Annotated in this window: 16 protein-coding genes; 7 read left to right on the forward strand and 9 right to left on the reverse strand. The window is 35.1% G+C overall.

The window, feature by feature from the left end; genetic code table 11:
* Positions 1–358 precede the first annotated feature (358 nt).
* The 3 genes from I6F65_RS02960 to I6F65_RS02970 form a co-directional block, all read right to left on the reverse strand.
* The gene (locus tag I6F65_RS02960; RefSeq protein ID WP_197111495.1) at positions 359–3,505 is read right to left on the reverse strand and encodes a DEAD/DEAH box helicase; all 3,147 of its coding nucleotides are present in this window, start codon (positions 3,503–3,505) and stop codon (positions 359–361) included.
* Between the two features lie 424 nt (positions 3,506–3,929).
* The gene (locus I6F65_RS02965; protein ID WP_024612152.1) at positions 3,930–4,892 is read right to left on the reverse strand and encodes a transcriptional regulator; all 963 of its coding nucleotides are present in this window, start codon (positions 4,890–4,892) and stop codon (positions 3,930–3,932) included.
* A 15-nt stretch (positions 4,893–4,907) separates the two neighbouring features.
* Entirely contained in the window at positions 4,908–6,146 is a 1,239-nt protein-coding gene (locus I6F65_RS02970; protein ID WP_024612151.1) for an AAA family ATPase, read from the reverse strand.
* 774 nt (positions 6,147–6,920) lie between these two features.
* Between I6F65_RS02970 and I6F65_RS02975 the strand changes: the two genes are divergently transcribed.
* Positions 6,921–8,135 carry a hypothetical protein gene (locus tag I6F65_RS02975; RefSeq protein WP_024612150.1) on the forward strand — a complete coding sequence of 405 codons (1,215 nt, stop codon included), beginning with the start codon at positions 6,921–6,923 and terminating at the stop codon, positions 8,133–8,135.
* 70 nt (positions 8,136–8,205) lie between these two features.
* Here the strand turns inward: I6F65_RS02975 and I6F65_RS02980 are convergent, their stop codons facing one another.
* Positions 8,206–9,081 (reverse strand): DNA replication terminus site-binding protein, encoded by an 876-nt coding sequence (locus I6F65_RS02980; RefSeq protein WP_197111496.1) that lies wholly within the window; start codon positions 9,079–9,081, stop codon positions 8,206–8,208.
* Positions 9,082–10,302: 1,221 nt separating this feature from the next.
* Here I6F65_RS02980 and I6F65_RS02985 point away from each other — a divergent pair.
* Positions 10,303–11,652: a class II 3-deoxy-7-phosphoheptulonate synthase gene (locus tag I6F65_RS02985; RefSeq protein ID WP_197111497.1), complete on the forward strand. Its 1,350-nt coding sequence runs from the start codon at positions 10,303–10,305 to the stop codon at positions 11,650–11,652.
* A 248-nt stretch (positions 11,653–11,900) separates the two neighbouring features.
* Here I6F65_RS02985 and I6F65_RS02990 read toward each other — a convergent pair whose 3' ends face one another.
* On the reverse strand, positions 11,901–12,710 hold the full coding sequence (locus tag I6F65_RS02990) for a pyruvate, water dikinase regulatory protein (RefSeq protein ID WP_024612147.1): 810 nt from the start codon (positions 12,708–12,710) through the stop codon (positions 11,901–11,903).
* Positions 12,711–12,867: 157 nt separating this feature from the next.
* Here I6F65_RS02990 and ppsA point away from each other — a divergent pair, with 157 nt between their 5' ends.
* Positions 12,868–15,243 carry a phosphoenolpyruvate synthase gene (gene ppsA / locus I6F65_RS02995; RefSeq protein WP_166113722.1) on the forward strand — a complete coding sequence of 792 codons (2,376 nt, stop codon included), beginning with the start codon at positions 12,868–12,870 and terminating at the stop codon, positions 15,241–15,243.
* Positions 15,244–15,313: 70 nt separating this feature from the next.
* Here the strand turns inward: ppsA and I6F65_RS03000 are convergent, their stop codons facing one another.
* Positions 15,314–15,523, reverse strand: a complete 210-nt coding sequence (locus I6F65_RS03000; protein ID WP_024612145.1) for a hypothetical protein — start codon at positions 15,521–15,523, stop codon at positions 15,314–15,316.
* 145 nt (positions 15,524–15,668) lie between these two features.
* Here I6F65_RS03000 and I6F65_RS03005 point away from each other — a divergent pair, with 145 nt between their 5' ends.
* Complete coding sequence (locus tag I6F65_RS03005) at positions 15,669–18,716, forward strand: FAD-binding and (Fe-S)-binding domain-containing protein (protein WP_166113725.1); 3,048 nt, start codon at positions 15,669–15,671, stop codon at positions 18,714–18,716.
* Between the two features lie 215 nt (positions 18,717–18,931).
* Here I6F65_RS03005 and I6F65_RS03010 read toward each other — a convergent pair whose 3' ends face one another.
* Both I6F65_RS03010 and I6F65_RS03015 read right to left on the reverse strand, forming a co-directional pair.
* Positions 18,932–20,125 carry a sodium:proton antiporter gene (locus tag I6F65_RS03010; RefSeq protein ID WP_166113728.1) on the reverse strand — a complete coding sequence of 398 codons (1,194 nt, stop codon included), beginning with the start codon at positions 20,123–20,125 and terminating at the stop codon, positions 18,932–18,934.
* A complete protein-coding gene (locus I6F65_RS03015) occupies positions 20,125–21,336 on the reverse strand; it encodes a tyrosine-type recombinase/integrase (protein ID WP_166113731.1) in 1,212 nt (403 codons plus the stop codon). Before I6F65_RS03015 ends, I6F65_RS03010 begins: the two co-directional genes overlap by 1 nt.
* A gap of 137 nt (positions 21,337–21,473) precedes the next feature.
* Between I6F65_RS03015 and I6F65_RS03020 the strand changes: the two genes are divergently transcribed.
* The 3 genes from I6F65_RS03020 (at position 21,474) to I6F65_RS03030 (ending at position 23,691) form a co-directional block, all read left to right on the forward strand.
* A complete protein-coding gene (locus I6F65_RS03020) occupies positions 21,474–22,037 on the forward strand; it encodes a YSC84-related protein (RefSeq protein WP_024612141.1) in 564 nt (187 codons plus the stop codon).
* Positions 22,038–22,711: 674 nt separating this feature from the next.
* On the forward strand, positions 22,712–23,272 hold the full coding sequence (locus tag I6F65_RS03025) for a hypothetical protein (protein WP_197111498.1): 561 nt from the start codon (positions 22,712–22,714) through the stop codon (positions 23,270–23,272).
* Between the two features lie 95 nt (positions 23,273–23,367).
* Positions 23,368–23,691 carry a hypothetical protein gene (locus tag I6F65_RS03030; RefSeq protein ID WP_197111499.1) on the forward strand — a complete coding sequence of 108 codons (324 nt, stop codon included), beginning with the start codon at positions 23,368–23,370 and terminating at the stop codon, positions 23,689–23,691.
* 441 nt (positions 23,692–24,132) lie between these two features.
* On the opposite strand, the gene I6F65_RS03035 is transcribed toward I6F65_RS03030, so the two are convergent.
* Entirely contained in the window at positions 24,133–25,164 is a 1,032-nt protein-coding gene (locus I6F65_RS03035) for a patatin-like phospholipase family protein (RefSeq protein WP_197111500.1), read from the reverse strand.
* Positions 25,165–25,297: the final 133 nt, after the last annotated feature.

The raw sequence follows: 25,297 nt of genomic DNA on the forward strand, positions 1-25,297 counted from the left end.
AAAGGCTGAAACCAGTTTTAGTAAAGGTATGCCAGCAAAGCAGAAGAAAGCGATGCGCAGTACAGCTTATCTTGAAAAGGTATTGAATTTATAGTATTTTTTCATGCTCTTGCCCTGGACGGTCTCTTTCTAATTAAGTTCATAATAAATTCAAAATTATTTAAATAATATTTTAGTGCTAAATTTTAAGCATAAAAAAAGCCAGTTTAAAATAAACTGGCTTAATCATTACTAAAATTAGTAACTAAATGGGGAAATCAACATGATGCTTGAATTAACTGCAATTAATCAACAAGCATAATAGTAGACGACCTATTTTTAATTAAGTTCAAAAAAATAAAAACTTTTTTAAACTAATTTAATTTTTAATGAGCGAAAGCATTTGTTGTTCGTCAAATTTAGTAAAGCTCATTGATTTATCGGTAAATAATGCATCTACGAGTGCTTGTTTGTCCTCTTGCATTTTAAACACTTTTTGCTCTATTGAATTACTCATTATTAGCTTATATACAAATACGGGGTTTGTTTGCCCGATACGATAAGCTCTATCAGTAGCTTGTTTTTCTACAGCAGGGTTCCACCACGGATCAAAATGTATAACAGTGTCGGCTTGCGTAAGGTTAAGACCAGTGCCGCCCGCCTTTAAGCTAATTAAAAATACCGATGTTTTACCGCTAGTAAATTCGTCAATTACTTTATCGCGATGACGTGTTTGCCCTGTAAGCAAACTAAAGTCTATATTTATTTCAGCAAGGCGTTGGGCTATTAAATCAAGCGCCGATGTAAACTGACTGAATATAATAACTTTACGACCCAGACTTAACATAAGTGGTAAATGAGTTGCGAGCCATTCAAGCTTTGCAGATCCAGCATGCGTATCTGGTTCAATTAATTTTGGATGACAACAAATCTGCCTTAACTTTAATAACGCCTCAAGAAAAGCAAGCTTACTTTTTTGCACACCTTGTTCAGCAAACAAATCAGTCAATTTTTCTTCTAGTGAGCGCGTGATCCCTTCGTACATCTCTTTTTGTTTAGGCTCAAACTCAAACTCTTTAGTTAGCTCGGTTTTTTCAGGCAGTTCTTGCGCTACTTGTGCTTTAGTACGGCGTAATATAAACGGCATTATTAGCGCTTTTAGTTGCTCAGCGCGTTCCATGTCTGCATCACGTTCAATAGGAGTTTGAAAATGCTGTTTAAAATGCGCCTGAGAACCAAGTAACGATGGCATTGCAAAATCAAGTAACGACTTAAGCTCAAATAAATTATTCTCGATTGGCGTACCACTTAAGCATAATTTAAAGTCGGCATTAAGGCGTTTAACTAAACGCGATACTTGTGCTGTATCGTTTTTAATATATTGCGCTTCATCCAAAATTATATTTTCGAAATACAGCGGCGAATAATAAGCAATATCACGTTTTAGTAATGGATAGGTTGTTAATATACATTGCGATTGTGCTAAATGCTGCAGCGGTTCGTTACGATTCGATCCAAAAATAGTCGTTACTTTTAAACCTTTCGCAAATTTAGTAATTTCGTTTTCCCAATTACTAACCAAACTTGTAGGGCATACAATAAGTGTAGGACCCGCTTGAGGGCGATTATACGTGCTAGTTAAAAATGCAATAACTTGCAGTGTTTTACCTAACCCCATGTCGTCCGCTAAAATACCACCTAATTTATGGCGCTTTAAAAAGCTTAACCAATCTACGCCTTGTTGTTGGTATTCACGCAGTACAACTGAGTCATTCAAGCCATGTAGCGATACAGTGGGCATTGTACTATCTGAATTATTTAATTCTTCTAAATAACTCTCTAGTGTGTCGTCATGCAACTCTACATTAATTTCAGTATGTTTAACTAATTGAGGTAAATACGAGAGTGGAATATTAAATTCATCTCGGGTTTTTACAAATTCAAAACGTTGCTTAAATTCGTTAAGTAAATTTATAGCCGATTTATTAATAACACCAAATTGACGACCAACTGGGTAATAGTGAAACAACTCACTTTGACGGTTTAACGATTGATATGCTAAGTCGTCATTGTTAAACAGTAACGCAGCTTTGGCATCATGCAGTAGCACTTTACAGTGCATTTGGTGCCCAATAGCTCTGTTAACATTTAGTGTTACTTCACTTTGTGGGTTAGCAACATTTACTTTGGTTACACTGACTTTCCAGCCACGTTCTTTAAAGCTTGGGAATAACTCGTAAATTAACCAATGTAAATGAATAGGCGATTGCTTAGTAAATATAAACTCACTTTGTAAACCCCCTTTACAAAACTCAAAACCTAAATTTACTAACTCATTAGTAACGGTATTCTCGAACGCATTATTAATTAGATTTTCAGGTGCAGAACCAGCTAAATAATTTTTATTTTTATACTTAAATAATAACGACAGTGTTAAACCACGTTCTTCCATCGTTACCTTTAAAACTGCATTACTTGCTGCTTTTGGTAACGTTGTTTTAGAGTTGGTAGGGTGAGGAATAACTCCCGCACCAAAGTTATCAGCAAGCTGTTTATAAATTCGATCAAAATTAGTATCGTGTAAAGCAGGCATGGTTTGTAAATGCGATATTTCGTCTGCACTTAATGGTGTACGTATACGACCAATTTTTAAGTGATCTAGGTCTAGGTAAGTAGGTGGGGTTGTTTTTATTAACGCCCAGTTTTTACTTTGATCTAGATTAATACCTAACTGGGTCACGTCTTTTTCTTGCTTCCAGTTAAAACTCAGAGCCTGACCACTTTGTGGTTTTATTGCGACACGAGAACGTTGCAAAAATAGTCGCTCTGTGGCTATTAATTGCTGTAAAGCATTAAAGCCCCACTGACCTTTAAGTTCGAGGCTACCCACAGCATTTTGAGAGCGGATCCAACTGTACAGCCTAAAGTCGCTTTCGAGTAAATCACTCGGCGTTATAAAGCTGTTGAGTTGCTGATCTGTAAGGTTACGACCTAACGTGTAATTTTGATTTTTGTCGTGGTTGGCTAATTTAGGAGATAAAAATACTTTATTATTTTCAATATCTAATACAAACAATAATACTTGAGATGGTACGTTTTCTTCTGCGTTTTTAAGAGCGCTTAATTCACTAAACCAGTCATTAATAAAGTAGTCTTCACCGTATTCACCTGAGTGTTCTATTTTTAATTTTAATAAAATAGCAGCTAAGTGGCGACATTTAGTTTTTATATTACACGTACAGTGTGTATCAACCGAATAACCAGTTGGTAATTTTATGATCTCAATACGTTGGTTAAACGGGGTGCCGTTATCACCTAAAACCGTTGAGTCGACCACCGAAAAATTGGGAGTATGTTCTAACCAAGTGATTTTACCGTTTTTATAATACTCTTTGGCTTTAGCAAGAACATTGGGCCTAAATAGCTTTTTAATAAAACGTTCAGAAAGAGGAAACTGGGTAGCCTGCTCATTTTTAATTTCTTCAAAAATAGCGAGTAAATCATTTTTTGATAAGTTAGCAGACATGTCACTCTAAGGATTAGTTTTTAAAAATAATTCTGCCAGTATATGCCTTATGTGCTCTGAGCTAAAGCAATATTAACACTATATAAACTGGTTGGAGCTGATAGGTTAGTAAAAAAGCGGTTTATGGCAATGTAAACCAAAATTTTACTAAGTTAAGTTCGACTAAAATAATAAAGGTAAATTAACAGAAGGGTTATTAGCATTACTAAAAACTTTACAGATCAGATTTTTACTAACAAATATTAAAAATGAAGATATATGATTAAAAAAGAGAGGTCAGTTAGTAAAAACATGATCCTTTGGTATTAATTTGGCCAATTTAGCGAAATATACGGCGTTAAAGATCAAGTTTTTACTAACTTAAAACTTAATAAGATCAGTATTTAACTAACACAGGGAGTTAAATAGATCATTATTATACTAACTAATTAAATGCACTTAATAACTTAGTAAGTTGCTCTAAGCGCTTGTCTGTCATAACTTTATTGTCTATTTTAACCGAAACATCACCGCTTTTAAGGTTACGTTGAACTGAAACAAAGTTATTTTCTAGTACAGCTTCTCGTTTTGAGGCTGTTTGAGGTTCAGCCGTTAAACATTTAGTAATAGCCATTGCGCGCTTGTCGTCAGCTTCAATAGCATTTATCTCAACATTACTGGCTAGGTCAGCTACGAGTTGATTAAAGCTCTTAGGATCGCGCTCCTTTGCACTCACAAGCTTTTTAGCGACTTCTCTGCCTACGTGATTAGCGGTTGGGTAAAGTGCTATTACATTGGCAGGAATTTGCTCATACGCTTTTATCGCGTCGGCAACTGCGGTATGTGAAACCCCTTCTATTGAAGCAATTTCTCTGTATGAACCTTTTTTTCCTTGTTCAATCAGATCATTTTTAGTTTGCTGATAAGCTTGTCCTAGCTCCCATAAGCTTGGAGCAATGTATTGATCTGACGAGACTGCTAAAATTTTAGCGTCTTGATCTGTAAAATCACTAGAGCTAAGTACCAAATAATCAGCGTTACCTAAAATACATGCCATACGACGACGAGAACCAGCTAAAACTAGGCTTGTATCACCTTGGTCCCAAAGTAGAGCGGGATGCTGATTACGACCATCATGGGCGATTGCGGGCAATATATCAGATACAGACTTCTCATTTAAAAGTGCCTGTACACGACGGTTTTTACCATAAACACCGGTAGTTGATTCTATGTCTTTATGCGATATAACTTTACACACAAGTGTTATTTCGCGAGATTGATCGCTTGGTGCTGGCATTCTTATTACATCGCCAGCATTGGCTTGTTCTAAGAGGGCATCTAGGCTGCTACTGCCTACGGCTGTAGCAAAAGGATCTAAGCGGGTGTCGTTTTTACGTTTTTTAGCCATTTTTATTTAACATCCTTACTTAGGCGTGTTTATTTTTGATTGTGTAGATTTCCAGTTTGATCTAATTAGCATTTCGAGTTCATCGACCACATCTTTTATGTTTTCTTGTGCTCGCATAAGCGATTCTCGACTTGCTAAGCTATCAGATGCTTTTTGATCAAATATGGTATTAAAAGATGAAGAACTAGCCGTAATTGCTGAGCTGTGATTGATTGGATAGCTCATTACTTGACGACCAAAGGCACTACGAACATCTTTAACAATATCGCGTTGTGAATGATTACCTTTTACATAATTGGTAACTAAAAATTGCATAAAGTCCCAGCCTTCATGACCAAGAGCCGCAACGGTATGATAAATTTCACCTAAACGTTTTAAGTATTTATTGTTTGCATCAAAATCAACAGCTTCTGGATGAACAGGAATTAACATGGCTGTTGAAGCCATTAAAGCATTGTAAAACATAAAGTTAAGAGTTGGAGCTGTGTCTATCAGTAAAATATCAAATTGATCTTTTACTGGTTCTATAACTTTTTCAAGTAACTTATGATAATGGCGAGTTTGCTCATAATTTGAAGTGTCTTTGAGTAAAGTAGCTGTTTCGTGCTCAAAGTAAAAATCATCCATGCCTGATGGTAAAACACGAATATTAGGAATATGAGTTGGTAAAAAAGAATTAGATACAAATTCAGACCAGGTTTCACCTTCATCTAAATCTATACAGTCACGCATTAAGTCACCGACCGTAATTGGATCGTGTTCACTTGAAGGGAAAAAGCTTGAAGAAGAACCTTGAGGATCTAAGTCAATAATACCAATGCGGTAACGTTTAATATTTGTTGTAGCAAGGGCTGCAGCAATGTTAACCATACTGGTCGTTTTGCCACAACCACCTTTGAGGGAGTTGATAACAATAACTTGTAGTTTATCGTCATCAGAGCGGTGATCTGCTTTGATATCCATGATATCAGCCATGGCAAAAATATTTACCAATGTGTAAGCATAATGACCATTTGCACCACGTTTTATGTTTAAACCATCAAAATCACCATTATCATGGCGTCTTTTTAATGTACGATTATTACAACCTAATAAATCAGCTGCTGCTTTTTGGGTGTAAGTTCGTAATTCTTTCTCTTCTGATTTAAGATGAGCGCGATAGTGTTGAATACGTCCTTCTAATGATTTTTCAGCGACCTCGGCAGTAGCTTTTAAAAGCCGATAGGTATTTAGCGCATTATTGTTGATAGACATACTTTCCTTCCTCAAAGTTAGGCAGTTAGTATAATGTCCATTCAATTAGCTGTAAACAACTATTTAAGACGACATGCTTTTTAAAAAGAAGACATCTAATAATATTTTTACACCTTTAAGATTGCTTAGTATAAATAAAGAAGTTTAAAGTTGGTTAAATATATAAGGTAATAAAGGTTAAGGGTGTATAATTAGCTCATAACATTATGATAAGTATGAATAATATATAAAAAAGCAGATCACCTTTATACTTGGTTAAGATCAGATCTTTATTAACACTCAGATCACCTTTTTACTAACCTCTATTTTAAATGTAGAGTTATGCACAACTTACGCAGTTAGTTATAAACAAAATTACACGTGTAGATCAGTTTTTTACTAAGTAAATTATAAAGTTATGCACTGTTGTTTGTCTAAGATAGCGCGTTTAATTAGTATAGATCTGATCTGTAGTAAGTACAGATCAGATCTATTCCAACTCAATATGTGTTTATCCACAGGGCATATGCTTTTATTTAATAATTGTCGTGTTTTATTTTATAAAATAACGATTACAATGGACAAAATAATTGATGAGTTAGTAAAAATTAGATTTATACACTGCTTGTTAGTAAAATATTGATCTGAAATAACGATAAACAGACAACACTTAGTAAAATATTGATCTAAGCATTTTATTTAAAGTCAGATCAATTTTATACTAACTTAAACATTTAACTTTTGTTGTTTAATGTGTTGTTATTAGCTGTCGCAATAAAAATGGAAATAAGAACAATGAGCCGAAAGGTCAACATCTCGGTAGATAACTTGCCCGATACACTTAGGGGCCAAATCCACGGGGTGGAAAGTGCAATCGATAATGAAAGTTTAGCGCTATTTACAGACAATAAAGATGTGCGAATTTCAATCGAAAATGCAGCTCATGGTCTACGTGCTTATTCAAACACGTTTAACCATTATGATTTATGGGGACGCTTTGTTCGTTCAGGTCATAAAAAATTGCCTTTGGAAGAAGCTCCTAAAAAAACAATCATAACGCGAAGAATATCAGAAAAAGTAGATGGTATTTTATATGATGGTGAAATAAAAATAACACCTGCAGTAGTAAGTACCCGAAAAGATGGTGAAGACGTTGAATACTTAGTTTGGCCATCAGATAGAGAAGAAAAAGTAGAGCGCGCGCTTATTCGTTTAGCCTCTAAAGGCAAAATAGTAAAAATTAATTTTAAGTCCGGTATTCAATATGCCGTGGTTTTTTCGATGAACGAATTAGCTCAAGAACTAAAAGCAGTAGGGCAGTCAATGCCTTACCCAGCAATTAAAGAATCGCTTGAAGCTCTTCAAGGTTCTAAGCTTTCTTTCAAGTATTCTGCAACGGACACTAAAAATTCTGATATTGATGACTCGTTTTATGAGTCAAATATGAATTTTCTATCATCATTACATTTTAGTGGTAAAAAAGGTCAAGGTGGCAATGTTAAGTGCGTAGCATGTTTAAATGCTTTTGTGCATAATATGATCGACAACCTTGAATACAAAGGATATTACTTTAATAGTGCGCAAGAATTAAAACGCGGATTGTCGCGTTGGATGATGCTACGTTTGTATCATCTTTGGCGTTATGCGGCACCAGGTAAAACATATCACTTTAGATTACTTTCTATAATGGAAAAATATGGTTCGATATATTCAACCGACAATATTACAGAAAATAAGCTAAAAGCTTTACGTCGTGATATGACAACGACAATGAAAGATCTAATTGAGAAAGGTGCTATCTCAGAATACAGCATAACAAACGTAAAAGATGATAAAACCGGTAATATTATTGATTACACCTATGAGATGCATCCATCTGATCAGTTTTGCGATGAAATACTCACATTGAATAAGCATAACAAGCGTATTGAAATTCAAGGTGGTAAACGCATTGTAGAAAATGCAGTATTAATTGATGAAGATAAATTAGATGAGATTGTAAAGAAGTAATACACACTCTATTTTAAATTAATTAAGCACTAAACCAAAAAGACCACATATTGTGGTCTTTTTAACATAATTACTTATCAACTTGTTCTAAGTAAAGCCTATCAACTAAAAAATCATAATCTCGTTTTCGTGGATGACTTAACGGTTTTTCGTAGTTAGGCAATATACCTAGTTTTACATCGGGTTCTGGGTTAATCAAAATAAATGGTAAAGCTGCACTAACATGATACCTATTTTGAGCTGTGTATCTGACGTTTACTTGCGGACTTACGCGAGTAGGGCGCCTAATTCTTAATTTTTCTTTTTCGGCTAAACTCGATACCCGTAATTGTTCTTGTGCTACAAGTGTTTGCCACTTTTGTTGATCTATCATTCTAGGATTTCGATAACCTGCCGATTTTTCTAACATTTCCAATGCCATTTTTTTTGTCAGTGTTTTAGTTGCATGTTTATGCATCCATGTGAATCTAACTGAAAATGGGGATTCACTCTCGCTATGGATTTTCCGATATGCGGCAATGGTTATTAAATTTGGTATTGCATTATGAACAGCTTCAAATCTGGCATCGTTGTTATCTATGGCTAAAATACACTCTTTAAATGCTGATTTAGCTTTATTTACTTGGGCTATGCGGTTATTTAGAGCTTGTTTATCTGCATTTTTAATAACTAATATACCAGGGTGTCTTTTTAAAACACGGCTACTTAGTCCTGATTTAGTATAGATATCTGAGAAAGAATTAAGTATAGATTTTTGAGCTAGCTCACCAGATATTTTTGAAACTGATATAGTTTCGGGAACTTTTTTTTCATCCAAGCTACTTACATCAGGTAACTGATAATATTCGGCTTTGGAGAATTCACATTCTTTTAGTTCTTCAATTAACCTTATGGTTAATTCGTTCATTAAATCAAACTGACTTCTAATTTGTACTTTGGTTACCATTACAATCCTAAAGAACACATCTTACAGATTCAATTATAATCCACGCGCTTTGCTTTGGCTACTATAATATGAATATTTACTCAGGGCTAAGTTAGTATTATAACCAATTTAAGTATGATGTGTTCTTTGTATGCGTAAAATGAACTAAAATCTGAAATATCAATATACTGATCTAGAAAAGTCCGATAATTAATTAGTAGCTAAAGGAGATTTTTTACCTTTACTAAACCACCATTGAATATACGAATAACCATATCGCAGAGTATTTACGATTAAAATAGAGTAGGGAATACTAATATAATATATAGGTGTTACGTTTTAAGTAGAGAGGAAGCAACTTCGTTATCATGTCGTATATTTATGCCTACCCAATCAAAGTATGAATATTTTTAGAGTTATGTGATTAAATATACACAAAGTAAATTGATTAAAGTAACTAACAACTAAAGCTTATTTTACATCAGTCATACTAACTTTAATTGGCTAATGTAAAGCAAGCCAATGCATTCAACTGATGCCCATAGCCTCTTTTACTGCAGGGAACTGGTAAACTGTGAGTGATGTATACAGTACTATTTATAGAGCGAGATCAGCACTTTGAGGAACCGCCAGATAAAGTGTAAATACCTCTTGTACAAACGCCGCAGCTAATTAAGTTAACTTACTCCAAAAAGTTCTACTGTTAATACTGTTAATACTGTTAATACTGTTAAAATAATGCCATCATTTTTAACAGTATTTACCAAATTCAATTTTGCATATTGAAACTGAAATAGGAGGTAACCCTGTTTATAAACAATTTATCGGCGCTGACAGTAGTCCACAATATTTCTATTTATATGCGCCATAGCACAAATTTTTAATAGCACATAGCCCTTGCTTACTTTTACTTACAAACCACTGTAAAGTTAAGGTTACATTGGTCTTAATTAATGTATGATGTGTTCTTAAGTAAAGCATGTATAATCTAGCCTTGTAGATAGATAGTCTTTAACGCTTCAAAACTATAAGTAAGTACCCCTAACTCACTGTATTTAAATGTTTTGTAATTTTATAAGTTGCAGTTAATCGTATGTAAAACGAACATCTTACTTTCATAGTTTTACACTTATACTTATCTCATAACTAAATAATTAGTAAATAGTGAATTTAGTCCTTGAACAAAGGGGGCTCCATACGTTAATTTCTTTATATCAGGTAAAGTAGGAATGAGGAAAGAACATGAAACCGTGGAACCCAAATAGCTGGAGAGAGCTGCCAATACTGCAGCAACCACAATACCCAGATCAAGACATACTAAAATCAGTAGAAAGCCAATTAAAGACAGCTCCGCCTTTAGTTTTTGCTGAAGAAACAAGAAGCTTATTTAAACAACTTGAAGATGTATGTGAGGGTCGCGCATTCTTACTTCAAGGTGGTGACTGTGCCGAATCATTTAGTGATTTTAATGCCGCTAATATTCGCGATACATTTAAAACAATTTTGCAAATGGCAGTTGTACTAACCTACGGTGGCAAATGCCCAGTAGTTAAAATTGCACGTATGGCAGGTCAGTATGCTAAACCTCGCTCGGCAGACTTAGAAACAATTAATGGTGTTTCTTTACCATCATACCGTGGCGACATCATCAATAACATTGAGTTTACTGAAGAAGCGCGTATACCAGATCCACAACGTTTAATGACCGCATATCATCAAAGTGCAGCTACGCTAAATTTACTACGTGCATTTGCACAAGGTGGTCTTGCCGATCTTCACCAAGTTAATCGTTGGAACATGGGCTTTGTTGCAGCCAATCCACTTAAAGAAAAATACCAACAACTTGCTGATAAAATTCAAGACGCCTTAGAATTTATGGAAGTGTGTGGAATAAATTCTACAATTGCACCAAGCTTAAAAGAAACCGATTTATATACCTCTCACGAAGCCTTATTACTTGGCTACGAAGAAGCACTAACTCGTCGTGATCACTTATCTGGTGATTGGTACGATTGTTCTGCCCATTTTGTATGGATTGGTGAGCGTACACGCCAGCTAGACCATGCACATATTGAGTTTTTCAAAGGTATTAAAAACCCCATTGGTGTAAAAGTGGGTCCAGGTATGGAACCTGACGATTTAATTCGTTTAATTGACGCACTAAACCCAGATAACATTCCTGGTCGTTTAACGTTAATTACACGTATGGGTGCAGATGTACTGCCAGAAAAGCTTCCAGCACTCGTTCGTAAAGTTCAACAAGAAGGTCGTAAGGTAATTTGGAGCTCGGATCCAATGCACGGCAATACTGAAAAAGCGACATCAGGTTACAAAACGCGTAACTTCGATAACATTATGCGCGAAATCAGTCAGTTTTTCGCAGTACACAAAGCAGAAGGCTCTTACGCCGGTGGTGTTCACCTTGAAATGACAGGTCAACACGTAACTGAATGTACTGGTGGTGCTTATGGATTATCTGACGATGACTTAGCACAGCGTTACAAAACGCAGTGTGACCCACGTCTTAATGCAGACCAAGTATTAGAACTAGGATTTTTAGTTGCTGATTTACTAAAAAACGCACGTAAATAGTATTTAAAACATTAAAAAAGCCGTTTAATTACGGCTTTTTTGTTTTAGATTAAATGATCAATTTATACAAATTGCATTAAATTAATGAGTTATTAAAACAACAATAAAATATCACTTTAACAAGACTGTTTTCGGCAATTACTCCCTGCATTGCTCTATCTTCTGCATACATCGAGTTGTATATAAATAATTTTTAACACGCTTAATGAGTTATTTAATTCAATAATCATGTTCCAATAAAGCTTTTATCAATACTTACGGCGCTCTAAATCGGCCTCAATCATTATTTTTGCAGATATTTCTTCAACCGAATGGTGAGTAGAGTTAAAACATGCAATTTTATGGCGTTTATAAAGCATTTCAACTTCACGCACCTCAATACGACATTGCTTTATAGAAGCATATTTAGAGTTAGCCATACGCCTGTGTCTAATGGCAGCTAACCTTTCAGGGTCAATTGTTAAACCAAATAATTTATGCTTATAAGGCACTAAACATTTTGGCAATCCTTCATTATCCAAATCGTCTTCAGTAATAGGGTAGTTAGCAGCTTTAATCCCGTACTGCAGTGCTAAATATAAGCTTGTTGGTGTTTTACCACTTCGGCTAACACCTATTAAAATAATATCAGCTTCGGAAAAGTTTTTAATATTTCCGCCATCATCGTTCATAAGTGCATAGTTAACTGCATCAATTCTAAAGTCATAGCTTTTTTCGTGAATAGAATGCGTACGGTGCATTTTTGGAACAGGTGCTACATCTAACTCTTTTTGAATTTTTTCGCTGTATGTTGTTAAAAAATCATATGTAACCGCATCAGCCGAATTAATAATTTCACTCAAATTGTGATTAACAAAAGTAAAAAATACAAAAGGCTTTTCTCCTGTTCTCGCAGCAGTAGCATTAATTAATGCTTTAACTTCTTGTGCTTTTTCTTCGGTTTCTACAAAAGGAATCGTTTTATGATTAAAATCAATAGGGAACAACGACAATGTTGCATGACCAAATACCTCTGAAGTAATAGCCGTTCCATCTGATATATAAAAAGCAGTTCTCATAATTAACCTTTTTATTTTATTTAAATCCCTAAAATGGGTTTCTCACGGTTTACGTGAGGACTGTTGCCAGTGTAGAATGATGGTGACCTTTATAAAAGGTTTTCTTTCTTAACTCTCACAGTTAGACCTACAATTTGTTTTTTTTGGAGAAAGATCCGTGCAAGAATACGTTCTCTGGTATCAAGAGCTTGGTATGCAAGATGTTCCTCGAGTTGGCGGCAAAAACGCTTCACTTGGCGAAATGATTTCAAACCTAGCAAACGCTGGTGTGCAAGTACCGGGTGGTTTCGCAACTACCGCAGATGCTTTTAATGAGTTTTTAGATCAATCAGGACTCACAGCAAAAATTCACAACATTTTAGATACACTCGATGTTGATGATGTAAATACACTCGCTAAAGTCGGTGCCGATATCCGCCAATGGATAATCGACACACCATTCCAACCAAACTTAGACCAAGCCATTCGCGACGCATATAGCCAACTCCACGGCGATACAACAGCAGATGTTTCATTTGCAGTGCGTTCATCAGCTACCGCTGAAGACATGCCTGATGCATCATTTGCAGGTCAGCAAGAAACTTTCCTTAACGTAGTTGGTATTGACTCAGTAATGGTCGCTATTAAACACGTATTTGCTTCATTATTTAATGACCGTGCAATTTCTTATCGTGTTCACCAAGGTTACGATCACCGTGGTGTGGCGTTATCGGCTGGTATTCAGCGCATGGTACGTTCAGATAAATCAGCATCTGGCGTAATGTTTAGCATTGATACAGAGTCTGGTTTTGAAGACGTTGTATTTATTACATCAAGCTACGGCTTAGGTGAAATGGTTGTACAGGGCGCAGTTAACCCTGATGAGTTTTATGTTCATAAACCAACACTCCTTAAAAATAAACCTTCAGTAGTACGTCGTAACATTGGCTCTAAAGCCATTCAAATGATTTACTCAGAAGATAAAGCGCACGGTAAGCAAGTTGACATCGTTGATGTTGCCCCTGAGCTTTCAAATAAGTTTTCGATTACAGATGAAGAAGTGCAAGAACTTGCCAAGCAAGCTGTAATCATCGAAAAACATTACGGTCGTCCTATGGACATCGAATGGGCAAAAGACGGTAACGACGGCAAACTATATATAGTTCAAGCACGTCCAGAAACTGTTCGCTCAAACGAAGACTCTAACGTAATGGAACGCTTTCAATTAAACGGTACAAGCAACGTTGTTGTTGAAGGCCGTGCAATTGGTCATAAAATTGGTAGCGGTGTTGTTCGTGTTCTTGATTCAATCAAAGAAATGGATCAGGTACAAGTAGGCGACATTTTAGTAACCGATATGACCGACCCTGATTGGGAACCAATCATGAAACGTGCTGCAGCGATTGTTACAAATCGTGGTGGACGTACGTGTCACGCGGCAATCATTGCACGTGAACTTGGTATTCCGGCAGTTGTAGGTTGTGGTAACGCAACTGATTTAATTAAAGCGGGACAAGAAGTAACTGTATCGTGCGCCGAAGGCGATACCGGCTTTATTTACGAAGGTATTTTAGATTTTGAAATACTAACGTCACGCGTTGATAAAATGCCAGAACTACCAATGAAAGTTATGATGAACGTGGGTAACCCCGATCGTGCTTTTGACTTTGCACGCTTACCGCATGCAGGTGTTGGCCTTGCGCGAGTTGAATTTATAATCAACCGTATGATTGGCGTTCATCCTAAAGCGTTATTAAATTTTGATGCTCAAACAGATGCATTAAAAGCAGAAATTACTGACATGATTGCCGGTTACGAATCACCAGTAGAGTTTTACATAACAAAACTGGTTGAAGGTATTTCTACTCTAGGGTGTGCATTTGCACCAGAGCGTGTAATTGTTCGTATGTCTGATTTTAAATCAAACGAATACGCAAACCTAGTTGGCGGTCAGCAATACGAGCCAGAAGAAGAAAACCCAATGATTGGTTTTCGTGGTGCAGCCCGTTATATCTCTGAAGACTTCCGCGATTGTTTTGCACTAGAATGTGAAGCTATAAAACGCGTAAGAAACGACATGGATATGGCTAATATCGAAATCATGATCCCATTCGTACGTACCCTTGAAGAAGGTAAGCGCGTAATTGAATTACTAGAAGAGCATGGCCTTAAACGCGGCGATAATGGTCTTAAAGTAATCATGATGTGTGAGCTACCTTCAAATGCATTACTTGCTGATGAATTTTTAGAAATGTTTGATGGTTTTTCTATCGGCTCTAACGATTTAACACAGTTAACGCTTGGTCTTGATCGTGATTCTGGTTTAATCGCACATTTATTTGATGAGCGTGACCCTGCAATTAAAAAGCTACTTTCTATGGCAATTAAAACAGCTAAAGCAAAAGGAAAGTACGTAGGCATTTGTGGTCAAGGTCCTTCAGATCACGAAGACTTTGCAGCATGGTTAGTAGAGCAGGGCATTGACTCTGTTTCATTAAACCCAGATACTGTAATAGAAACATGGTTATACCTAGCTAAAAAATTAGCAAAGTAATAAATAGGTAAGCTATAAAAAATGCCAGCAATTTATTGCTGGCATTTTTTTATGCTCAATTAAAAGTAAATTAACGAGCTAATTTTTTATCTAAATAAGCACATGATTTAGTTAACGCCTTTTGACAAAGTGATAAATAAAGTCGCGCTTTAGGGTAGTAAAACGAAAAACACAATAAACCCGCCATAAAAAATATAAGTGAAGGGCCAGGTACAATCGCAAAAAATAATCCTAGCAAAATAAATAACACGCCACTGATCTGTAATAGTAATTTTTTCATATAACACACCTCATTACTCGTTAGTATGAGTATAATTTAAGCTGCATTAAAATCGACTAAAAGAGTGTTACAAACTGTAAAATCTTCAATTTCTATTCGCCATCACCATGATATAATTAGGCAAATGCCCTAAAATATCGCCGTCATGATAGCAACAATTACACAGCAAGATGCCGCGACAGAACTTGTCGCTAACTACCTAAATACCATTGCAAACCAAGGTTTTACCGGAGATACCGACGCAAGTTATGCGACGCGTATTACTGCTTCAACCGATAACAGTGTGTACCAACAAATACCGCAAGGTGTTATTTTTCCAAAAAATGAAAAAGATATTCAGCTCGCACTGCAAACTGCATCTCGCGACCCGTTTTTATCATTAACTTTTGGTCCTCGTGGCGGTGGAACAGGCACTAACGGTCAATCGTTAACGCCTGGTATTGTTGTAGATTTGTCTCGCTATATGCGCGAAATCCTCGAAATAAATGTAGAAGAAGGCTGGGTACGTGTTCAAACCGGCGTAATAAAAGATCAGCTTAATGATTTTTTAAAGCCTTATGGGTTTTTCTTCTCACCCGATTTATCTACCAGTAACAGGGCAACTATTGGTGGCATGATAAGTACTGACGCATCGGGGCAAGGCTCGTTAGTTTATGGTAAAACAAGCAATCATGTTTTAGGGCTAACAACTTATTTAGTTGATGGCACACCTATGTGTACCTCCCCAATAGACATCGACAAAGCGCAAATTATAGCTAATCAAGACTCATTAATTGGTAGTTTATATAAAACAGTTTTAGATATTTCAGTTAATGAACGTGATGCTATTTTAGCTAAGTTTCCTCGGTTAAATCGTTTTTTAACCGGCTACGACCTAGAGCACGTGCTAAGTGATGACTTACTTACTTTTGATATGAGCCGCTTAATAACTGGCTCAGAAGGGTCATTAGGTATAGTAACTGAAGCTAAATTAAACCTAACGCCTATTGCCGAATTTAAAACACTTATTAATATTAAGTATGATAGTTTTGATTCCGCACTTCGTCATTCACCATTTTTAGTCGATGCACGCGCAACATCGGTAGAAACCGTTGATAGCAAAGTTTTAAACTTAGCGCGTGAAGATATCATTTGGAATTTAGTATCGGACTTAATAACCGACGTGCCAAATAAAGATATGCAAGGCCTTAACATGGTCGAGTTTAATGCAGTATCAAACGATGAAATAAAAGACAAAGTAGACACGCTTTGTAAGCTTCTAGACGAATGCGTAGCAAATCAAACTAATGGCGTTATTGGTTATCAGTTAACCAGTGATAAAAGCGATATACTAAAAATTTACGCAATGCGTAAAAAGTCAGTGGGTTTATTAGGTAATGTAAAAGGCAGTCAAAAACCACTCGCCTTTGCAGAAGACACCGCTGTACCGCCTGAAAACTTAGCAGATTATATTGTCGAATTTAGAGCATTACTCGACAGCCATAATTTACAGTATGGTATGTTTGGTCATGTTGATGCGGGCGTTTTACATGTGCGACCGGCACTTGATATGTGCGACCCAGAACAAGAAAAACTACTGCGAACTATTTCAGATCAGGTCGTAAAACTAACCGCTAAGTACGGTGGTTTAATGTGGGGCGAACACGGTAAAGGTTACCGTAGTGAATATAGCCCTGAGTTTTTTGGTGAGCATTTATATACGCAACTTCGAAAAATAAAAACAGCTTTCGATCCTAATAATCGTATTAACCCCGGTAAAATATGCACTCCTATTGATAGTGAAGACTCACTAGTTAGTGTGGATGGACAAAAGAGAGCGCACTTCGACAAGCAAATATCAATAGAAGTTAAAACCAGTTTTAACAACGCAATGACCTGTAATGGTAATGGCATATGCTTTAATTACGATGAAAACTCGCCAATGTGCCCATCGTATAAAGTGACCGGCGACCGACGAAACTCACCAAAAGGTCGCGCAAGTTTAATGCGTGAATGGCTGCGACTACAAGAGTCAAAAGATATAGATTTACTCGAAGTAGAAAAGCAACTAAACAAAGGTGAAGTAATTACCTGGTGGGAACGTTTTGTTCATAGCCGCGAAAAACGAAAAGGTATTTACGATTTTTCTCACGAAGTAAAAGCGTCAATGGATGAATGTTTAGCGTGTAAAGCATGTACAACTGCATGCCCAATTAAAGTTGATGTACCCACTTTTCGTTCGCGCTTTTTAAATTATTATCATAGTTACTATGCACGCCCGCTAAAAGATTACCTTGTTGGCAATATAGAAAACAGCGCGCCATTAATGGCAAAGTTCGCTAAAGTTATAAATCCAATTGTTAAAACATCATTAGTAAGCAATGTTATTAAAAAAACAGTTGGTTATGTTGATACACCACAGTTAAGTATTCCTGCACTTTCAAAACGTATTACTAAAGCACAAAAATTCGATTTTGATTTACTAAATAAATTAAACGCAGAACAACAAAGTGACTATGTATTAATAGTACAAGACCCATTTACGAGTTTTTACGAAGCCGAATTAGTAGAAAGCTTTATTACTTTAATAACACAACTTGGTAAAAGACCAATGCTGTTACCTTTTAAACCAAATGGTAAACCGCAACACGTAAAAGGTTTTTTGCATGAATTTAAAGTTACAGCTAAAAATGCTGCTGAGTTTTTAAATAAATTAAATGATATAAATGCGCCGTTAGTCGGTTTAGATGCTTCACTCGTTATGTGTTATCGCGATGAATATAATACAATTTTAGAAAGTAACCGTGGTGAATTTAACGTGCAACTTGCGCATGAATGGTTAGAAACACAATCGTTTAAAAAGTTAAGTGCAAATAAAAATACTGATACCGAATTTACATTACTGAGTCACTGTACTGAAACAACTGCATTACCAAAAGCGGCAAATGTATGGCAAACAATTTTTAATGATATTGGTTTATCATTAAAAACAACAAATACAGGTTGCTGTGGAATGGCGGGGACTTATGGACACGAAGCACAAAATCAAGATAACTCACGTGCACTTTACGAAATGAGTTGGAAACCAATTGTTGATAAAAATAAACCAGAGCAACTTTTATCGACTGGATTTTCTTGTCGTAGCCAAGTGAAACGTTTTGAACAATTTAAACCAAAACACCCAATTGAATTACTAGCACTGGTTCTTAAATAACTTTATAAAATAAGAGTACTTAGATAAGTGCACTTAAATAAATATGTGAACTTAAATAAAAGTGCTTAAATTACTTTACCTAAATCACAATTTAATAAATTATTTATAAAATACAAAAGGCGTAACGGTTATTTTCATCATTGATGAAGTTAATCGTTACGCCTTTTTTAAATTAATTATTTTTAATTATCTAATTTAAATAACTGTTTTAAAAATTATTTTTTAGCAAAGCTATCTGCAATAGGCTTAGTGCTAATACCATGTATAAATACACTAAATAAAATAGTTGTCATAGCTATCGTCGCAATTTGATATTTATTTTCTATTTGTGTGTCTATTACCATCAAAGTAAAAACAATTGATGCTAATCCTCTTGGTCCAAACCACGCAAATGTAAAACGCTCTTTAACACTCAGTGCCGTAAACTGCAGTGACAACATAACTGGAATTATTCTAATTAATGTTGTACTTAATAAAGCGTAAATTATAATCTCAGTATTTAATTTAGGAATGACTAAGTAAGCGCAAACAAACCCGAACAAGCACCAAATCATAAGAGATGTAAAATCTGCAATATGCTCTGAGTCTTCAATTAATTCTGTTCTTACTTCTTCAGTCGAAAATTTATCAAATAATAAACCTGCAACAAATACCGCAATAAACCCACTACCATGAAAATATTGCGTAACAGAAAACACAGCCATAGCAAAACCAAGTAATAAAAATGGGCTTGTATTTTGTGCAAAGTAATGTCGTTTCATTGCAAAATTTAAACACGGTATAAAAATAACAATACTTGTAATTGCTACTAATAAAGCAAGTCCAAGCTCTCGACCAAATACACTTAATGTTTGCGTTGCAGTAATAGCTGATTCAGGATTTTTTGCGAGTAATATAAATATCAAAAATACGGGTACGCATAAACCGTCGTTTAATCCACTTTCAGTATTTATTCCTTCGCGTATTTTTTCGGGCACTTGCGTACTAGCTAATAATCCTTTACTCAATGCTGCATCGGTAGGTGTTAATATAATAGCAAGTAACGCCGCTTGAATAAGTGAAAGTTCAGCAAATAAAAATAACGCAACAGCAATACCAAGTAACAAAGTTAAGGGCAGGGCTACAAACAATAATAAACTTGGATACTGAAAACTATGTCTTAATACACTTAATTTTGATTTAGCAGCATCAGAAAATAAAAATATACTTAGCGTTAGTTCTATAAACGGCAATAGAAGATCTACACCTTCTTTTATTTTTTGCTCTTCATTGGGTAGTAACATTGCTAAACATATTCCGCCAACAACAAAAAACATTGGACCTGTTACTTCTGTTTTTTCTAGCTGGCGAAGTGTTAGAGAATAAATTAAAAATAGTCCGCCAATAAATGCTATTACTAAGTACTCCATTAAATTTTCCTTTTTAGCCCTGACTTTGCTCGCTCTTTAATATTTGTTTGAATATAAATTTGATCAGTAGTCGCAATTTTAGAATGACCTAAATCTTCTGATAAATGTTTAAGCGGTCTGGTTTGTGCGTCATGTGTAGCACCCGTATGACGAAGCCAGTGCGCAGTTGCCGCACCAAGTTGTTCAGCATCATCTTTAAAACCGTCATCGAGTAATGATTGCTGTGCAAAATCAAAACTTTGTTGAACCAAACGCCTAATTTGTCTTACGGTCATACCACCTTGGCCTCGAATTTTATGAACCAATGGATCTGATTCATCAACGCGAGGAAGGGCGGGTAAACCACGGTATAATCTATAACGTTTTAAATATTCAACAAAATCATCGCTTAACGTCACATCACGTAATTTATTTCCTTTACCCATAATACGTAAAAACCAAAATCCATCATTATCTTGCCAAAAATGAGACATAACCGGAGACCATTGTGGTCGTTCAGATAATTCTGATATTCGTAAATATAATCCTTTTAAACATGCGAGCGTAAATAAATTTCGCTCTAACTCTGGTTTTTGTTCGCACATATCACGCGTAACACCAAAAACATATTCCCATTGTATATCGCTTAATGTGTCTGGAATTTGAATTTGTGATTGTACGACTAAGTAAGGACTATTTTTTTTAACAACAGGGACAAAGTTAGCAAACGTTTTTTCTTCTAGTAAGGCAAACTTATAAAAAACATTTAATGCTGTGAACATAGACGATAATGTTTGTTGGCTAGCAATGGATTCTTTAAGCATAAAAGGGCGCCAACTTTTATTAAGTCGACGAATTCCTTGCTCATCTTTATAGCGCCATTGCACTGAAGTTGCTGTCCATGCTTTATCTGGTTCAACCATAAAATCTACGTAAGCTTCGATATCTTCGCGTTTTAAATTAAAAACTGATTTTTCTGCCACTAACCAAGACCATAAATGAAAGCGTTCGAGCTCGTTTCGAAAACGACTATACGTTGCTTCAGATTTTCGACCATAAACATATAAAAACTGATACAAGAATACCAGATCGGCTTTTGATTCAGTTACAGTCAAGCCGATTTCCTGTATAAAGGACGCAAGTTCTGGGTATTCTGAATTTAGAGTATCATCATCAAGATGAGCAATTTGATATCTTAATTGTTTTAACGTATCAACTAAAGCGACAAGCATAATATATAAATATTCAATTAAATAATAGACTTACAGTTTACTTGTAAAGTCCGATACTGTCTAGTATTGGACATAGTATAGCTTTATTATTTTAAATTTATGCCTATTAGTTGCTATGTTTTATTAAGGAAAAAATTATGAAAAAATTTATTATTTTAAGCGTATTAGCTTTAAGTGTTACATTGTCGGGCTGCGCTACAACTGGCAGTGCTTCACCAAGCGAAAAACGTTCACTTGTACAAAGTATGAAAGCAAACACATTAGATAAATTATACGCTGAAAAACCTGATGTTAAAAAACAAATTGCTAACTCGGCTGGTTATGCTGTATTCGATAACGCGAATGTAAATGTAGTGCTTGCTAGTTTTGGTGGTGGCTATGGTGTTATTAGAAATAACCTTACGGGTAAATCGACATACATGAATATGGGCGAAGCCGGTTTAGGGCTTGGTTTAGGCGTAAAAGATTTTAATGTTGTAATGGTTTTTCATAACCAAGCAGCACTAAATAGATTTATTGAAAACGGTTGGACATTTGGTGGCAATGCAGATGCTGCTGCTAAATATGGTGATAAAGGTGGCGCTGTAGTTGCCGAAGCTATTGCAGATCAAGTTACTGTATATTCTTTAACCGAAAATGGACTTGCATTGCAAGCCGTTTTAAAAGGAACTAAGTTTTGGGTCGATTCAGAGCTTAATTAGCCCCTAAATTACTCTCCTAAAAGCGAGCTGGTTTGTATAATCACGCTCGCTTTATTAAAACCAAGCCTATTTAACATAACGTAATTTATGAGCGGTTATACCAAGAGGTGTTTCATGATTATGTATTCACGTTATATAAGTCCCTACTAATCTTTATCTCCTAAATTAACAAAGTGATTAGTAACTTTATTAATTCAACTATTTTTAGTTACAGCAATTATTTATTATTAACGTTATCTAATCAATCATAACTTATCTTAAAATTACAACGTTTGAATCGAAAATTCAAAAACAGTTACTTTCACTATTTGGTTATGACTATGCTAAAACAGCTAAAATGAAAGACAAATAAAGCGTTATGTAATAGCGAGTAAAGCGAGTCTTACCGTTGAAAAATTAGTAGCTATAATTTATCGTGATTATTTACCTGAAAAAGACGCTTGGGCAGACTGTAAAATTTCGATGGAAGATCATACAATGGAAACGCCGTAGGGAAAGGTAAAACCTTCTGATGTTCAGCTAGTTCAGCGCTATAAGTGGTCTGCCAGAAAATCTGAAGCAATGTATAAGACATTCAAAGCAAATCACAAGATTTATATCTAATCGATTTACAGACACAATTGCTAGAAATAATCGGTGAAATATCAATAAGAACTACAAATTAAGGAAGATTAATGAATCTATCAAGTAGTACAAAAAACCAGCACTTCCTCTCAGCTTATGAGCAAAGCGTTAATTCTATAAATCCAAATGCATTGAAAAGGAGTAGCAAGAAGATTTACTCATTTACTTTAAAAAATAGAGAGGCACTAACATATAACTTAGACAATCGAAAAGGGACTAGTATTGAGAACAATCTAAGTGCTTTTGATTTATTTAGCTTTGATGTAATTGATAAAGATATAAGGCTGAACTTTGAGCGCTTTTATACAAAGTATGAATCTATTTTAGAAGTAAGTACTACCTCTCTAATTTCTAAAATACAAAACAATGATAGAAATGTGAAAGTAGAAATTTGTAATTTGTTTGTTATTAAATTCCTAAACTTTATCAGAAATCCTTATTGCATTGATAAACTATTTCATACCTTTTCCGATTTAAAAACCCTTCAACCAGTTGACCCTACACATTTAAAAAACTATAAAAAATTCTTGATGGTAATAATCCATCCCAAGATTACAACTGTAAAAAGTTTGGCATACCTAATAAACAATATAGGGAGTGGCTTGCTCTAATATTTAACTTATTAACACCACATGGAAATAAGAATGAAGTCATTTTCGAAGAAATTATAAAAAACCTTTATGAAAGTGAAGAACGTTTCATTAAAGTGACTGCGTTTTACTATACAAATAATTCATGTCTTTTATCTGACCGCGGTTTTTGTACACCTGTTAATGATGATAGAGTTTTATCTTTTGACTTTAATATAAGTTCCAATCTTTTTTTACGCTATCTATTTCTTGATGTTGATGACTTTGCGCCAGTTGGCACTCCTTCCAACATTATTGAATTGTATAAAAATATGTCTAAACAAATTTCTTATGATTATGAAATAGATGATTTAGGTACATTAAGTAAATATAATCGTGATGTTATTTACCAATGTCATAATAAGTTTTTCAACTCAACAACTACCATCTATGGTTTATAACTTTTACAATTTATTTAACTTATGAATAGTATTAAATATTTAAAACTTAACGAAAGGAAGTGTGTCTACCTATCAAAGTTGACATATTAATTAAACCATTAATTTAAAAGGGCTTTATGCCCTTTATTTTATTTTATTTTATTTTATTTTACTTTACGTACCGTAATTTATGGACTTTCAAATATCTTGAATATAAGAACCATACCGTTTGGTTTTTAATTTACATTTTATAGACTCCACTAATACTGATCTAATTATGATCCATGCATTTCATTACTATTTCTAATTTTTATCATATTTTTCTAATTCACTGGTTATGGTGACAAATACTCTGACAGGCATTTATGCTTTATCAAAAATTGAACATATATCAGGTTCTTTATCTATTTCACCTTGAGTTCCATTTTCTAAGTTTATTCTTAAACTCATTTTACATGCTTTTTATAAAGTTATATTTAACTTCAATTTAGTATCAAATGCCTCTGCTAACTTTTCGGTTTCACTAAAAACGGTATTCCAATATTTGATACGTGTATCTACATCAAGATCGGTAAAATCATTTCTATCTGGGATTTTTCCGTAAGGCAAGCCGGCTATAAATTCTTTTGATGGGGTTATCATCACTACGTTGTCGTAATTAAGTGGTGACACTTTGCGTTTTAAATTTTTATCGAACCACCCTGCTTTTGGCTCGCTATTAAAATGTGGATATAAAATTAAGCCTGGGTTATTAATTTTTAAATCAAAGTGATAGTCAATAATTCCGCCGTCGCGGTATATGCCAGGTGGTGAGCCTGCAATATTTTTTATGCCTTGCATAACAAGCGGTATAGAGCCGGATGCAAGTAATGCATCTTTTAAATTTGTTTGTGTGAGTGCTATGTTTTGTGTTTTAAAATTGTAGCTGTCGGTAATTGATAAGTCACTTGTTGCTGGACCAAATATAAAGCGCTCATACTGTGAGCCTAATAATTTTCGGTTAACGCGGTTGAGCATATAACTTTTTGATAAACCCAGCAGCTGTATTAATTTATTTTCGCTGGCTATGAACCCATTCGATTTAGCCACTATAAAGTGCGCTTTAAATACGGAGTTATTTATAATTTCGGTTACGCCACTATCGCCAAAAACATCTTCAAGTAATACGCGCGCTTTTATTGTAATTTCAGCGGGCGTTGGTTTGTTGCTTGAGTATCGAGTTTGCGAATACGATTTTGCTAAGCGCTCAATGGCTGCAACGGGATCGTTTTGTGCAAAACATGCAGAGCGAAAAGCGCCAGCTGATGATCCAATTAAATTAAGTGGTTGAGTGCGGTTTTTAAAAAACTCACCAAAAATGTATTTATCCAAACCAAATAACGTAAACCATTTTGGGCCACCACTTGCGCCTAAAAAAGAGGTGAAAAGTTCTGGTTTAAAGCCTTGTTCGTTTATTATTTTTGCTGCGGTTTTACCTGCGTGGATCTCGATCATCTAAAAAATAGTGCCTTTAGTATTGGTTATTTTAGTTATTTATTTAAAACTTAAAGTGAATAATTATTCAAAATAAAAAGCGATTTTATATTGCCATAAAACCGCTTTTTATCGTTAAAGTTGCTTAAAATTA

The organism is Pseudoalteromonas sp. SWXJZ94C, assembly GCF_015864385.1.
Lineage (GTDB): Bacteria > Pseudomonadota > Gammaproteobacteria > Enterobacterales > Alteromonadaceae > Pseudoalteromonas.